The following is a 15586-nucleotide window of genomic DNA, read 5'->3' on the forward strand; positions in this document are numbered from 1 at the left end:
ATATTTATTATATTGAATTGTTTACAGGTTTTGCTTAGGTAGGTATTTAGTTAGGAGGATTTTATGTATAAGTACAAGGTTTCTGTGATTATTTGTTTTTTTAATGCTGAGAGTACCCTTGAAACGATGTTGAAGAACGCTGTTAATCAGACATTGCGAGATAAAGAAATTATATTGGTAAATGATGGTTCTTATGATCAAAGCTTAAAGGTAGCTCAAAAATTTGCGGAGAAATATGATTTTATCAAAATTATTAATCAGAAAAATATGGGAATATCCGTTGCTAGGAATAATGGTTTTGATAAATCTGAGGGAGAATATATAGTCTATTGGGATAGTGATGATTTTGTTGAGAATACTATGCTTGAGGTACTATATAATAGGGCAAAAGCTGATAATTCAGATATTGTTTGTTCTCAGTTTTATATTTATTTTCTTGCAAGAAAGATTAAAAGAAAATCAGTTCTTCCTTTTCCTAATTATCCAATAACCGGTGAAGAGGCTTTTAAGAATTTATTATTGACTGTTTTTTCTAGTTTTTATAAAAAAAATTTTGTTGTAGGTACAGTGTGGGATAAATTGATTAGAAGAGATTTGATTGTAAGTAATAATGTTAAATTTAATGATGTAATACTAGAGGATATAGTTTTTATGCTACATGCTTTTTTAAAAGCAAAGAAAGTTTCTTTTGTAAATAATTATTTTTATACTAATTTTCAAAGGATGGGAAGTGCGAGTTCATCAATTAGTGTTATTAGTAAGGTAAATATGTCTCTTAAAGTTGTAGAAAATCTTTTAAAAGAAGAAGGGTTGTTTGAAAAATATTTTGAATATTATAAAAAATTTTATTTGCAACTTTATTATTATATTTCTTTTAAGCAAGTTTATGTTATAAATTGGCATATTAAGGATAAACTTGTATATAAAGCTCATAAAGCAAAACTCATTTTTGTTCTTAATGAAGTTAAAAATTCAAAGGAATTTCAAAATTATTATGGAAGTCTTAAAAATTCCAGATTTAGTGAGTTACAAACTTTGCCAAAAATGATGTTAAAAATTTGGAATCTGAGTTCTGTATTGTATGTTAATTTTTCCATATTTATGTATAAGGCTTTCTTGAAAAATTAGTATTTTAATTCTTGTATTTATTTTTATACTATTTTATAATGGGGCTGAAGGAGAATTTTGGTTGAAAATAGAATTGCTAGATATTGCATTTTCGTATTATAAAACTAATGTTTATTTTAATGTAAATTTATCTGTTGAAAAGCCTCAAAATTATTTGGTTCTTGGTAAAAATGGAGTAGGAAAAACCACTTTGCTTAGGCTTATTAGTGGACTTTTAAATCCATCTGAAGGAGAGATATTATTTAATTCTTTAAAGACTTTTCCAAGAAATCCTTTAAATCTAGTAAATTTATTTTTTGTTCCGGAAGAGTTTTCTTTGCCTGATATTTCTTTAAATGATTATTATAAATCTTTGTGTAAATTTTATCCAAATTTTAAGGAAGAAGATTTTAAGGAATATTTATTAAGATTTGAATTAGATATTAATCTTAAGTTATCATCTGCGTCATACGGACAGAAGAAAAAAAGTATTATTGCTTTCTCTATTGCTACAGGCGTTCCTGTTTTGATATTTGATGAGCCTACAAATGGGCTTGATATTGCGTCAAAAAATGTTTTTAGAGATATTTTGAGTAATTTAAGAAATACGATGGTTTTTATTACAGGACATAATGTTAGAGATTTATCAGATATTGTAGAGCATTTGATCATTATTGGTAATAATAATGTTCTCTTTTCAGATTCAGTGTCTCATATTAAAAATAATTATAAAGTTAAGATTGTAGATAAATTAGATGGAGAAGAACTTTATTATGAAAAAGTAAAAGATGGATTTAAATCACTTTATTATGAAAGTGATACTTTTGATAATAATAATTTTGATATTGAATTTTTCTTTTTATATGTTGTTAATGATGGTTTAAAGGATTTTTCGAATGTTTAGTTTAAAGAGATTTTTTTTATTATTTAATATAGATTTTGTTTATCATAAGAAATTTTATTTTTACTTTGTTATGTCAATTTTTTTGATTTTTCCTTTAATTCATGTTTTATTCAAAAGTTATTTGGATTTAAATTTGGTTGAACTTTTGGTTGTTGATGATTCGTTATCCAATACAGTATTTTTTTTGATTTTATTTTGTATGATGTATTTCGTTTCAATATATAATATGTTTAGTTATTTTAAGTCGATTCATGATCCACTTAAAAATGTGTTTTATTTGTCTTTACCTGTTTCTACTTTAGAGAAATATTTGTTTGTTTTGTCTAAATTTTTATTTCTATTTCCTTTGTTTGTAGTCATTTGTTGTTATATGGGTGTAAATATAACTGTGTTATTAGATAAAAAGCTTTTTTGGGGCAATCAAGCAAAGAGTCTGTCTTTTAATGTGTTTTTTATGTTTGTTTGCAATACTTATCTTATTTATTTTGTTGGATTTTCTGTGTTATTGTTATTTAGAATTGTATTTAAGAGATTTTCTTTTTTTAAATCAGTTATTATTATAAGTTTATGTTATGCAGCATTGGTTGTCTTATTTGATTTTATGGTATTTTTTGTTAATAACTACTTATTTGAACTTAAAAATAATTTTGATAAGTGGGGAGAGTATTATTTCATTAAGTATATTAGTATGTCTTTTGCATTATGTAGTTGTTTTTATTCATATTTTCTGCTTAGAAATGTGGGCAATTTAAGTACTAAAAAAATTAATTCTAATATTTTAGTGGGTTTGATGTCTTTTTTCGTTATATTTGTCTTTTGCTTTGTGACATTTTTACTTCTTTATGTAATTTATGCGCATATACTTCATGCTTAACAATGGGTCATGATTGATTTTTGAATTAATTAAATGTTAATTTCTATAATTAATATTTTTGTTTAAAGTTTTAACTTAAAGGTAATCTTTTGTCTGTATATAAATATTACATAAAACATTTATTTTGTATAGAGATGAGTAAAATATTATTTTTAATTTGTATAAGTCTTTTTATAGTAGTGAATTGTCTCAAGAATTTATGACATTTTAAAATGTAGTTAAAGGCTTTGTGGGCCTTTGTATTGCGTATTGAGTTTATTTGGAGGGTGTTAATAATGGATAATCTAAAGATTTTAGTAATAACAGGTGGTGTAATTTCTGGAATAGGTAAAGGGGTTACTTCTGCAAGTATTGCAAGATTGTTTAAGGATAATTTGAAAATAACACCAATTAAATGTGATGGTTATTTAAATACTGATCCTGGGACTATTAATCCTGTTGAACATGGAGAAGTTTTTGTTCTTGATGATGGTGGAGAAGTTGATATGGATTTTGGTCATTATGAGAGATTTTTAAACCAAAATTCTAAATCTACTTGGAATATTACAATGGGAAAAATATATAAAAGTATTCTTGAAAATGAGAGGCGTGGAAAGTATTTAGGTAGAACTGTACAGCTTATTCCTCATGTTACTAATGAAATTAAAGAGACAATTTTAAATATTGCTAGAGAAGAGCATAGTGAACTTTTAGTTATTGAAATTGGTGGTACTGTGGGAGATATGGAGAATATCTTGTTTATTGAGACAATGAGACAGATAAGATATGACATTGGAATTGATAATATTGCTTTTGTTCATTTAACTTATATTCCAAATCCTGCTGGAATAAATGAACAAAAATCTAAACCTACTCAACAGAGTGTTAAGACCTTAAATAAAGCTGGAATTTTTCCTGATTTAATTATTGCAAGAAGTTCTCAACTCTTAACAAGGCAAATAAGAGATAAGATAGCAATGTTTTGTAATGTTGATGCCTCTTGCATTGTTGATAATATTGATGTTGCAACTATTTATGAAATACCTATATCTTTTTATAAACAAGGATTGCATAAAATTTTAGGTTCAAAACTGAAAATTAATGTTACACCTAAGGTGGATGGTCTTGAAAAGTTAGTAAATGTAATAAAGAAAAATCTTCTCTCGCCTCAAAAGGTTGTAAATATTGCTATTTGTGGTAAATATACTGAACTTGGTGATTCTTATGCATCAATATTTGAGTCTTTAACTCATGTTTCTGCCAATTTGGATATCTTAGTTAAGACAACTGTCATTGACGGTATTAATTTTGATGAGAAAATGATGGAAGGTGTAGATGGCATAGTTGTGCCTGGGGGATTTGGAAGCCGAGGGTATGAAGGTAAGATTCGTGCAATTAAATATGCTCGTGAGAATAATATTCCTTTTCTTGGTATTTGTCTTGGAATGCAACTTGCAGTTATTGAGTTTGCGCGTAATGTTTGTGGGATATTTGATGCTGATACTGAAGAAGTTTTATCTGAAGATAATGCTGTGTTGAATTCTATAAATCCTGTTATTCATTTGTTATCTGAACAAAAAGAACTTGAGAATAAGGGTGCTACAATGCGACTTGGAGGATATCCCGTTTTACTTAAAAAAGATACTCTTGCTTTTAAACTTTATGGACATGATATGATTATTGAGAGATTTAGGCATAGATATGAAGTTAATAATGATTATCTTGATTTGTTCAGCAAGTATGGTCTTGTTGTTTCTGGGTTTTCTGAAGATTTTCAAATAGTAAAAATAATAGAGATACCTAAAAATAAATTTTTTGTGGCTTGTCAGTTTCATCCTGAGCTTATTACTAGATTGGAAAGTCCGTCTAAACTTTTTGTAGGATTAGTAAAAGCATGTCTTTAATTTTGAAAATTTGATTTTATTTTATAAATTCAACATGTTTTGTAGGTGATTTTTTATGATATTTGGTTAGGAGGTATAAGATGAATGAAAGTGATGTTAAGAGAGCAATCTCTATGAAGAGATTGGTTAAATATTTTTTTGATGAACTTAAGTATAGAATGAAAATACCTTGTTTGAGACATAATAATCAATATATGAGTAAAAAATATATATTGCTTAATCTTTTAAGGAAAATAGCAAACCTTCCGTTTTACGATCAATATGAGATTGAGGAACAATTTTTTCTTGATATTTTAGGAAAAGGTGTGTTAGCAGATGCGGTACTTATTAAAAGATTGGATTATGAAAAATGTGTTATTATTGGTATTATTGAGGCAAAAGCAGATCATGTTGATCTTGAGTATGAACTTAGTAGATTTTTGATTCAAGGTGATAAGGTTAATGTTCTTTTTTGGCAACCCAAAAGGATGCTCTTAAAACAAAATGAAGAATTAATTATATTAGATGCAGATGACATTTTTAAATTAGATAACGATTTTTATTTGCCATTAGTAAAAGAGAGACTTGAAGATTTTATTAATGTTTTTGTGAAATTTTTTTCTTATGAGGATATATTATTTGAATATAATAAAATAACAGGTAAGTATTCTTTCATTAGGAGTAAGTAAAATAATAATTTATAGATATTTATCCTTTATTTATGATATTATAAATAATTATTAGATTATATTTGTTTTATATTGTTAGAAAATTCTTTTTTATGGTAAAATTTTTCCATGTATAAATTTCCATTTTTTTGTAAAAAAAAGTCTTCTACATCTGATGTTAAAGACAATTCTTTCAATGATGTTGACAATATTGATGATATTAGTACATGTGAGAATGAAAGTTCTTTAAAAGAAATTGTGAGGGGTTTTTATCACACTAAGTCTTCTATTAGTAATGTATTAGTTAATATTGAATTTTTATATAAAAATTTATTTTCTGGTTTTGTAAATGTTGAGAAGGTTTGCGTATCACTTATCAGTAAGGTAAATGATGGTCGAATTAAAGTAAATGCTATTTTTGAAGATATTGAAAAAAATAATAAAGAAAAATTGCAAAAAGTTACTGATATTATTATGGATGTTCAAAAAAGTTTAGAAACTATTAATAGTTTTTTAGGTGCAACTAATATGATTTCTCTTAATGCTAAACTTGAAGCTGCAAGAGCAAAAGAGTATGGAAAAGGATTTTCTGTTGTTGCTGATGAGATTAAAAGACTATCAGATCAGGCAAAGGGCGTTATGAACATGATTTCCGTTAAGGAAATTGAGCAGGTGTCTACAGATTTGATTTCTGAGAATATTAAGGAATTGCAATTAGGTATTGATAATCTTTTTTTAAATATGATAGAAGAGCTTACTTCGCTTGAAGAATCATTTAAATATTGTATTGGTCAACAAGGTGAATTTTCAACTTTAATTAATGAGCTTGAAAATATTGAAGCTAGTGTTTCTTATTTGTCAAGAAATTGTGATTCTTTATCTGTTTCTAAAGCTTTTGTATATTCTAATGATGATTTTTTAAAGGAATTGGAATTTATTATTTCAGAACATATGTCTTGGATAAGTGTTGTAAAAGCAATTGTTGATAATCAAAAAAGTATGGCAATCCAAAGTGATCCTATGAAACATGGTTTTGGGTTATTTTATCAAGGTTTTGCTCCAAAAGAGCTTGAAATTAGAGAAGTTTGGGAGAATATTTATTCTGATTATTTAAATATTCATAAACTTGTTGTTGAGATAATCAAAATTTTTTCACAAGGTAATTTTAACAATGCTGATTTGAAGAATGCAAGGGATTTTTTCATGCGGGCTGAAAATTTATCGAATGAAATAATTAGTAGACTTGAATCTGTTAAAAACATGGTAGTTGAATGTGAAAATCAGAGCATTAATGTTTTTTGCTAATTTAAAGTTGTTGTTTGTGTTATTCTAGTTTATAAGTAGTTTAAAGATTTTTCATTTAATTATTTTACTTTAGTTTAAGGTATTTGCTATTAAAAGGTCGAGTTTTATTTTGGTAAGATAAGTATGAATTTAAAAGCTAAGTTTGTTCATTTGCATGTGCATTCAGATTTTTCACTCTTAGATGGAGCTGCTAAGATTGTAGATATTGTGTCAAAGGCTAAAGAGTACAATATGTCTCATATTGCGTTGACTGATCATGGCAATCTTTTTGGTGCTATTAAGTTTTATAGAGAGGCAAAAAAAGCAGGTATTAAGCCCATAGTTGGCATTGAAGCCTATATGTCAAATACTTTAAAACATATAAAGAAGAATGATGAATTTGGAAAACCGTATTATCATTTAATTCTTCTTGCAAAGAATGAGCAAGGATATAAGAATTTATTGAAACTTACAAGTGTTTCTTATCTTGAGGGATTTTATTATAGGCCTAGGATGGATAGAGATGATCTTGCAAAGTATTCAGAAGGGCTTATTTGTATGTCTGCATGTATTGGAGGCATTATTCCTCAGTTGATTCTTTCAAATAGATTTGATGATGCAAAGAATGAGATTCTTTGGTTTAAAAATACTTTTGGAGATGATTTTTATCTTGAATTGCAACGTCATGGAATTAAACAACAAGATATAGTTAATGAAAAATTAATAGCTTATTCTAAAGAACTTGATGTTCAGTTGAGTGTGTCTAATGATTCTCATTATGTCAATAAAGAGGATGCTACGGCTCAAGATATTATTGTTTGTATTGGTACTGGTGCTAAGAGAAGCGATTCTGGCAGATTTAAAATGGAAACGGATGAATTTTATCTTAAGTCTCCAGAAGAGATGTGTGAGCTTTTTAAAGATTTACCAGAAGCTTTGGCAAATACGCTAAAGATTGCTGAGAAATGTAATGATTTTGAAATTAAATTTCCAGGTCCTATTTTTCCTGAATATCATATACCCGAGGAATTTGATACTCAGGGTCAATATTTAGAACATTTAACACTTGAAGGTTTAAAATTTAGATATGCAAACATAACCGATAATATTAAGGAGCGTGCTTTTTATGAGCTTTCCACAATTATTAATATGGGATTTGAGGCATATTTTTTAATTGTGTGGGATTTTATTAAGTTTGCTCATGATAATGATATTCCTGTTGGTCCTGGTCGTGGTTCTGGAGCGGGTTCTATTGTTGCATATGCTTTACGTATTACTGATGTTGATCCTTTAAAATATAATTTGCTCTTTGAGAGATTTTTAAATCCTGAACGTGTTTCTATGCCTGATTTTGATATTGATTTTTGCTTTGAAGGTAGAGATGAGGTTATAAAGTATGTTACAAAAAAGTATGGAGAAGATAAGGTTGCACAGATAATTACTTTTGGAACTCTAAAACCCAAGGCTGTATTTAAGGATGTGGGTAGGGTTTTAGATATTCCTTTTGTTCAATCTAATGAGATTACTAAACTTATTCCCGATGGTCCAAAAGTTTCCTTGAGAGAAGTTTTGAAAGATAAGGCATTGAAAGAATATTTAAATAAGGGGCCTGTTTATAATGAGTTAATGGAAGCAGCTCTTGTTCTTGAAGGCATGAATAGACATGCATCAACACATGCAGCAGGTATTGTGATTGCTAGAACTTCTTTAACAGATTATGTTCCTCTTTATAAGGATTATAAGCAAGATACAGTCTCTACACAGTATACTATGGATTTATTAGAGGATTGTGGTCTTGTAAAGATGGATTTTCTTGGACTTAAGACATTAACTTTAATAAAAAATGCAGAGAAACTTATTAAAATTACTGATCCTGATTTTAGTATTGCTACTATTTCTGATAGTGATGCTAAGACGTTTAAAATGCTTTCTGAAGGGCGTAGTACTTCTGTTTTTCAGTTTGAATCTGAAGGTATGCAACAAATTTTGAAAGATTCAAAACCCGATAATATTGAAGATTTAATTGCTTTAAATGCACTTTATCGTCCAGGCCCTATGCAATTTATACCACAATTTGTTGCTGCTAAGACGGGGGCTAAGCGCATTAAATATCCTCATCCAGATTTAACAGAGGTTTTAAAACCAACTTATGGTGTTATTGTTTATCAAGAACAAGTTATGGAAGTTGCAAAAATTATTGGTGGATTTTCTCTTGGAAAAGCAGATATTTTAAGACGGGCAATGGGAAAAAAGAAAGAAGATGAAATGAATAGGATGAAAGTTGACTTTATAAAAGGTGCTCTTGAGAAAGGTTATGATGAAACTCTTGCAAGTGATATATTTGAACTTTTGAAGCCTTTTGCTGGTTATGGTTTTAATAAATCACATGCAGCTGCTTATTCTTTAATAGCTTATCAAACAGCATATCTTAAAGCTAATTATCCTGCAAGTTTTATGGCTGCTAACTTGACAAATGAAATTAATAATACTGAAAAGTTGTCTTACTATATTGAAGAAACAAAATCGATGGGAATTAATGTTTTAAGACCTGATATAAATCAATCTTTTAAAGATTTTCGTGTCGTTGGTTCTGATATTTCTTATGGTCTTAATGGAATTAAAAATATTGGTGAACTAATGGTTGATCTTATACTGAATGAGAGGCAAGAGAATGGAGAATATAAATCTTTTGAAGATTTTATTAAAAGGGTAGATGAAAAAGTTATAAATAAAAAATTTCTTGAGGCTTCAATAAAGTCTGGTCTTTTTGATAGTCTTGGACAAAATAGAAGAACACTTATTGAAAATCTTGATAAATTAATAGCTTTTGTATTAGAAAATAAGAATGCAAAAAAACAGGGACAAAATAGTTTATTTGCTTCTCAAAATATTCTGGAAGAGACTTTTAATTATAATTTATTTGAGGAATATTCTTATCTTGAGCTTTTAGGGTTTGAAAAGGAGCTTTTAGGGTTTTATGTGTCTGGACATCCTCTTGATCCTTATAAATCAGAATTGGAATTTTTTACAAACTTTAATGTTGTAAAAGATCTTGCATCTAGGAGAAATACTGTTGTTAAATTTGCAGGTAGTTTAAACTTCATAAGAGTTGTTCATCTGAAGAAAAATAATGCTAGGATGGCTTTTGGAATTGTTGAAAATTTTGAAGGTTCAATCGAAATTGTGGTTTTTCCTGAGAGTTATGATCGATATAAACATTTGTTAATTGAAGATGATGTAATTGGTGTTATAGGGAAGCTTACATTTAGTAGAGATAAATTTTCCATAATAGTTGAAAAAATTCTAACTATAAAAGAAATTTCAATTAATAAAATTAATAATCTTCATATTAAATTTACTAATAATGGATTAAATGATTCTAATCTTCTGACTTCTTTAAAAAATAAAATCTTCGATCTTGAGGATGATACGGGATTTTCATATGTTTATCTTTATTTAAAAAATAATGGTAGAGATTTAAAACTTAAAATGGATTTAATTCTAAATTTTAAACCTGATGAGTTTAAAATTAATGAATTAAGAGACCATAAAATAGTGGAGGATATTTGGTTTGATTAGGAGGATTAGTTGTGATAACAGAGACTTTAATTGTATTTTTGAACATTTATAGAATTTTAATTTTAATTAGAATTCTTCTTAGTTGGTTGGTATCCTCAGGAATTAGTTCTAATGCATTTTTTAAATTTATATATAATGTAACAGAGCCATTTTTATCTGTTTTTAGAAGCATTAGATTTTTTAGATTTGGTATTTATGATTTCTCACCAATTGCGGCTTTAATTACTATTACGATAACCGAGAGAATGTTATCTTATGGTAATTATAAGCTTTCTACGTTTATAGTATTATTTATTATGGAAGCTTGGGGAATACTTAGAAGTATTTTTTTTGCTCTTATTTTTTTCTTTGTTTTAAGAGTGGTATTTCTGTTTTTACATTTATTTGATGGTACTGATTTTATGAAAAGTGTTGATTTTTTGTTAGTGCCGTTATCTTTTAAGATAAAAAATATAGTTACAGATAAGCATATGTCTTATGCCGTTAGTTTAATTGTAGCAGCATCATTATTGTTAGCATTTATAATTATTTTTGAGCAAGCTATAATGGCTATTAATATTTTAAGCTTTTATTTGCCTTTTTAGGGATTTTTTGTGTTTTTGCATGAATTTCAGTATGGCTTACAAGGCATTAATGGTCTTGGCAGTAGGGGAATTGATAGATTAAATAATATTAGAATTACAAATGTTAAAGAGCTAATAGAATATTATCCAAAAAAATATGAAGATCGTAAAAATATGGCAGCATTTCCAGATCCATTACAAGTTAGAATTTGTGAACTTATGACGATTTTTACTGTTATAGAACATAGAGATTTTGGAAATACTTTTAAGAGAAATTTAAAGATTATAGGTAGGAGTGAAAATAGTGAGTTATTTGAAATTCTTTTGTTTAATAGGAGTTTTTTAGAGCGAATTTTTAAGATAGGTCAAAAGTTTTATATTTATGCTAGGTTTAGTTATAACGATTATACTAAGATGTGGAGTTGTTCTAATTTTGATAGTGAGATATTTAGTTATAATCCTGTAAAATTTAAAAAAATTATGCCTGTTTATTCTCTTAGTGAGGGACTTAGTTCTAAAAAAATATCTTCTTATGTGAAAGGTGCTCTTGCGTATTTTGTAAAATTTGGACAATCAGATATTCCTAAATTTTTGATAAATAAATATTCATTATTGTCTTTGCATGAAGCTTTAAATGAGATTCATTTTCCAAGTTCTCTTGAAATGCTTAGGAGAGCAAAAAAAACTTTAGTTTATAGAGAGATTTTTTTACTTCAATTTTTTTCAAGGGGTAAGAGTTATAGGGTTTTCTTAAGAGCAGAAAAAAATTTATCTAATGATTTGTTAAAACAAATTATTTCAAAACTTTCATTTGAACTTACAAGGGATCAAAAAATTGCAATTACTGAAATAATTAATGATCTTAAAAATAACAAACCAATGAATAGACTCTTACAGGGTGATGTTGGAAGTGGTAAAACCCTTGTTGCTTTTCTATCTAGTATTCCTTTAATTGAAGCTGGATATCAAGTTGCATTTATGGTGCCTACTGATCTATTAGCACGTCAACATTATAATAGTTTGACAAATATATTAAAAGATTTTGATATTTCTGTGGTTCTTTTGACTGGAAGTTTGAAAAAAAAAGATAGAGATGAGGTTTTAGAAAAGATTCAAAGTGGAATTTGTAGTTTGGTAATTGGGACTCATGCTATTTTTTCTCAAGGGACAAAGTTTAAAAATTTGGCTTATGTCATTATTGATGAACAGCATAAGTTTGGAGTTGAACAAAGAGAAGAGCTTAGAAATAAAGGTGAAGAAGTTGATGTTCTTTTAATGTCAGCAACGCCTATTCCTAGAAGCTTAGCTTTAACCCTTTTTGGAGATCTTGAAGTGTCTTTAATTAAAAGGGGTCCTGAGGGTAGACTACCTGTTACTACATATTTGGCAAAACATGGCAATGAGGAAAAGGTATATGAATTTTTAAAAAATGAACTTGGAAAAGGACATCAGGTTTATTTTGTATATCCTTTAATATCATCTTCAGAAAAGTTTAATCTAAAGGATGCTACTAGTATGTGTTTAAATCTTCAAAATATTTTTGTTGAATATTCTGTTGCTATGATTCATTCTAAGCTTGAATCTTATGTGAAGGAAGAAATTATGCATAATTTTTATTTAAAGAAAATTGATATCCTGGTTGCAACGAGTGTTATTGAAGTTGGTATTGATTGTCCCAATGCAACTTGTATGGTGGTAGAACATGCAGAACGTTTTGGACTCTCTACATTACATCAAATTAGAGGACGTGTTGGTAGGAGTAATTTAAAGTCTTTTTTCTTTTTGCTTTATAAGGAACCTTTAACGGAAGCAGGTAAATTTAGACTTAAAACTATAAAGGAAAATACAGATGGATTTAAAATAGCAGAGGAAGATCTTAAATTAAGAGGGCCTGGAAATTTATTTGGTCTTGAACAGAGTGGCTATTTCAATCTTAGGATATCTGATTTTGTTGAGCATAAAGAAATTATAGGTTTAATGAGAGCAGAACTTGATATATTTTGTTCAAATAGAGATTTTTATGATAAATCAGATGTTAAGTTGCTAGATAGCCTTTTAGTATCATATTTAAGTTCAGTTTCTAAGGGTAGTTAATATTAATTTTTATATTTTTGAATTAACTTTAAGAGTTCTTTTTTGTTATTATTCCAAAATTCAAGAAATTTATATTGTAAATTATTAAAATATTTTTTTTGTAGGGCACATGCTTGTTTTCCAATGTACATGTAATGCCAAGGTTCTGCTTTATAACCAGTTTCTTTTTCATGTTTTTTTGGATATGATAATGAGAATCCATATTTTGATGAGTTTTCATAAAGCCATTTTCCTTCTTTTGTATTTAATAGGTTATCATCTGTATTGATAAAATCTATTGTTGTTCCTAATTGGTGTTGTGAGTGATTAGAAATTGCTGATTGTATCTGTGCTGACTTTATGCCATATGTTTTTACATTATATTTGAATAAAAAATTTTGGTATTCTTTTGTTCTATATGCTGATATTATTTTTATTTGTAAACCATTTTTTTTGCCTGCATTTATAAGATCAATTAAGTCATTTATTAATATTTTTCTTAATTTGAGGTTTTCTTTGCCAATGTTTTTAAGTTCTTTGAAATTTTTTAAATAAACCAAGTCAGTTGGGTTATATCCTTTAGGAATAGGGATTTTTTTATTTACAAGTATTAGTAAATTGTTTTTTTCCGCTTCAAGTAATGGTTTTAGTTCTTGAATAAATGAGATAGGTTGTTCTTTTATTTGTTTTTGATGAACTTGATCTAGAGTTTTTATGATATTAAGTAAAGTTTGAAAATCTTGTTTTGATATTGTATTTGCTTCTAAAGAAGGGTTATTAATTAAATTACTAACTAAAAAAATTAGTGAAAAAATATTAAAAGATATCATTAATATATAATTATATTGCATTATCCAGTTTAACATATAGTTATATTATGTTGAGCTTTTGTTATTGATGAATAACGTATTAGTTTTAGTTTTTAATTTTGTTTTTATAAATGCTAAATTAAGTAAGATTTGGTGTTATTGTATAAAAATTGTAATTAATATAATTATTGTGAAATTTACTGTAAATGATACAAAGATATGTTAAAATGCCAGAAACATTTTTGTTAGTTGTTGTTTTAGGGTATTTAAAAGATAATTGGCTAAAGGGAATTCATTATAAGAAGCAGCTTTAATTTTAAAAATATATTATAATAGCAATTAAGGATATTATATGAGTAATATGAATTTAAAATTCATGTTGATCTTATTTAATAAAGGTATTTTTGTTATTTTTTTATAGTATATTTTTTAAGTTGGTTTTGTTTGTTTTTCCTAACAATTTGAAAATTTGCTTTTTTTATATTTAGGAGGAGGTTATGCATTCATTAAGCAAATCCAAGAAAAGCAGTGTTTATCGAGATGTTTTTAATATTGCAATTCCAACAGTCATTGAATTCTTTTTGTTTAATATTGTTGCATTTACAGATAATATTATGGTGTCTTACCTTGGTGATTATCCTGTTGTTGGTGTTTCTCTTGCAAATAAATTGTTTGAGTTATTTAGTACTATTGCATTTGCTGTAATGGGAGCTTATAATATATTGGCTACAAGGCAATATTCGCAAGGTGATATTGATAGTTTTAAAAATACATTTTTTATTAGTATTGCAATACTTTTATTTTTTTCTTTTTTATTTATATTAGTTTCATTATTTTATTCATATTTTTTACTTGGATTGTTATCTGATGATTTAATAGCCGTATCTTATGGTGTATCTTATCTGAATATTGCTGTTTATTCTTTTATATTTGCCGTTGTTAAGGGAATTATTGCGAATTCTCTAAAAGTTGTTAAGGTTACTAAAATTCAGATTGTTACTTCTGTTATTTCAGTTATTGTAAATATAGTTTTTAATTATATGTTTATTTTTGTTTTGAATATGGGAGTAATTGGTGCTGCTATTGCAACTACATTGGTTCGTTTACTTGAGCTTATTTTTTATCTTTTTTATACTGTTTTTAATGTAAATTCACATTTTTATCTTAAGTTTGAAAACTTAAAAATCAATCCTGTAATATTTTCTGAGTTAATTAAAGTTTTTGTTCCAATCTTTTTAAATGATTTTATTTGGTATATAGGATATTTTGTTTTAAGTGCGATCTTTTCAAGAATTGATACTGCTAAATATGCAGCTTATAGCATAACTTTTTCTACTTATTTTATTGGATTTAATATAGTTCATGCTTTTTGTTTTGCTGTTAATATTGTGATGGGACATGAAATGAATAATGATAAGGATGAAATAATGTCTGTTGCAATATATTTGGGTAAAATAGGTCTTGCTTTGGCCGCCTTAACTTCTATTATAATGTTTACTTTATCATTTATAGCTCCTTATGTTTTTTATAAATTAGAGTATGCTAGCCTTACGGGGGTTATGTTAAGATATTATTCCATTTCAGCTTTTTTTACATCACTTGCATTTCAATATTTATTTGGGTTTTTCCGTGCAGGTGCATCTCCAAATTTTGGGGCTGTTATGGAGGGTGCTGTAACTTTAATTTATACAATTCCCATTGCATATTTTTTAGCAAATTATACTCAAACTCCTTTTGAACTTGTTGTATTTATTCCAACTCTTGAAGATGTCATTAAATTTGGCATTTCTTTACCTTATTTTTATAGTACTAAATGGATTAAGTCTATTAGAACAGGTTAATTATTTTGTTATAATATTTGTG

Annotated in this window: 11 protein-coding genes; 10 read left to right on the forward strand and 1 reads right to left on the reverse strand. The window is 27.2% G+C overall.

What is annotated here, in order from left to right; genetic code table 11:
- Window positions 1-63: 63 nt before the first annotated feature.
- The 9 genes from BDU_RS02865 to recG all read left to right on the forward strand — a co-directional run bounded on the left by BDU_RS02865 (window position 64) and on the right by recG (window position 12935).
- On the forward strand, window positions 64-1128 hold the full coding sequence (locus tag BDU_RS02865; protein ID WP_012538322.1) for a glycosyltransferase family 2 protein: 1065 nt from the start codon (window positions 64-66) through the stop codon (window positions 1126-1128).
- A 61-nt stretch (window positions 1129-1189) separates the two neighbouring features.
- Complete coding sequence (locus BDU_RS02870) at window positions 1190-2011, forward strand: ATP-binding cassette domain-containing protein (protein ID WP_012538323.1); 822 nt, start codon at window positions 1190-1192, stop codon at window positions 2009-2011.
- Window positions 2004-2885 carry a hypothetical protein gene (locus tag BDU_RS02875; protein WP_012538324.1) on the forward strand — a complete coding sequence of 294 codons (882 nt, stop codon included), beginning with the start codon at window positions 2004-2006 and terminating at the stop codon, window positions 2883-2885. Before BDU_RS02870 ends, BDU_RS02875 begins: the two co-directional genes overlap by 8 nt.
- A gap of 272 nt (window positions 2886-3157) precedes the next feature.
- Window positions 3158-4768, forward strand: a complete 1611-nt coding sequence (gene pyrG, locus BDU_RS02880; RefSeq protein WP_143705838.1) for a glutamine hydrolyzing CTP synthase — start codon at window positions 3158-3160, stop codon at window positions 4766-4768.
- Between the two features lie 80 nt (window positions 4769-4848).
- Window positions 4849-5436 (forward strand): hypothetical protein, encoded by a 588-nt coding sequence (locus tag BDU_RS02885; protein ID WP_041177725.1) that lies wholly within the window; start codon window positions 4849-4851, stop codon window positions 5434-5436.
- A 108-nt stretch (window positions 5437-5544) separates the two neighbouring features.
- Window positions 5545-6720, forward strand: coding sequence for a methyl-accepting chemotaxis protein (locus BDU_RS02890; RefSeq protein WP_012538327.1), 1176 nt, complete (start codon window positions 5545-5547; stop codon window positions 6718-6720).
- 123 nt (window positions 6721-6843) lie between these two features.
- Window positions 6844-10278 (forward strand): DNA polymerase III subunit alpha, encoded by a 3435-nt coding sequence (gene dnaE, locus BDU_RS02895; protein ID WP_012538328.1) that lies wholly within the window; start codon window positions 6844-6846, stop codon window positions 10276-10278.
- Between the two features lie 11 nt (window positions 10279-10289).
- A complete protein-coding gene (locus tag BDU_RS02900) occupies window positions 10290-10862 on the forward strand; it encodes a YggT family protein (RefSeq protein WP_012538329.1) in 573 nt (190 codons plus the stop codon).
- A 9-nt stretch (window positions 10863-10871) separates the two neighbouring features.
- Window positions 10872-12935 (forward strand): ATP-dependent DNA helicase RecG, encoded by a 2064-nt coding sequence (gene recG / locus BDU_RS02905; protein ID WP_012538330.1) that lies wholly within the window; start codon window positions 10872-10874, stop codon window positions 12933-12935.
- A gap of 2 nt (window positions 12936-12937) precedes the next feature.
- On the opposite strand, the gene BDU_RS02910 is transcribed toward recG, so the two are convergent.
- Window positions 12938-13744 (reverse strand): M15 family metallopeptidase, encoded by an 807-nt coding sequence (locus BDU_RS02910; protein ID WP_041177726.1) that lies wholly within the window; start codon window positions 13742-13744, stop codon window positions 12938-12940.
- 476 nt (window positions 13745-14220) lie between these two features.
- Here BDU_RS02910 and BDU_RS02915 point away from each other — a divergent pair, with 476 nt between their 5' ends.
- Window positions 14221-15564: an MATE family efflux transporter gene (locus BDU_RS02915; RefSeq protein ID WP_012538332.1), complete on the forward strand. Its 1344-nt coding sequence runs from the start codon at window positions 14221-14223 to the stop codon at window positions 15562-15564.
- Window positions 15565-15586: the final 22 nt, after the last annotated feature.

It is taken from the genome of Borrelia duttonii Ly (genome assembly GCF_000019685.1).
GTDB classification, from domain to species: domain Bacteria; phylum Spirochaetota; class Spirochaetia; order Borreliales; family Borreliaceae; genus Borrelia; species Borrelia duttonii.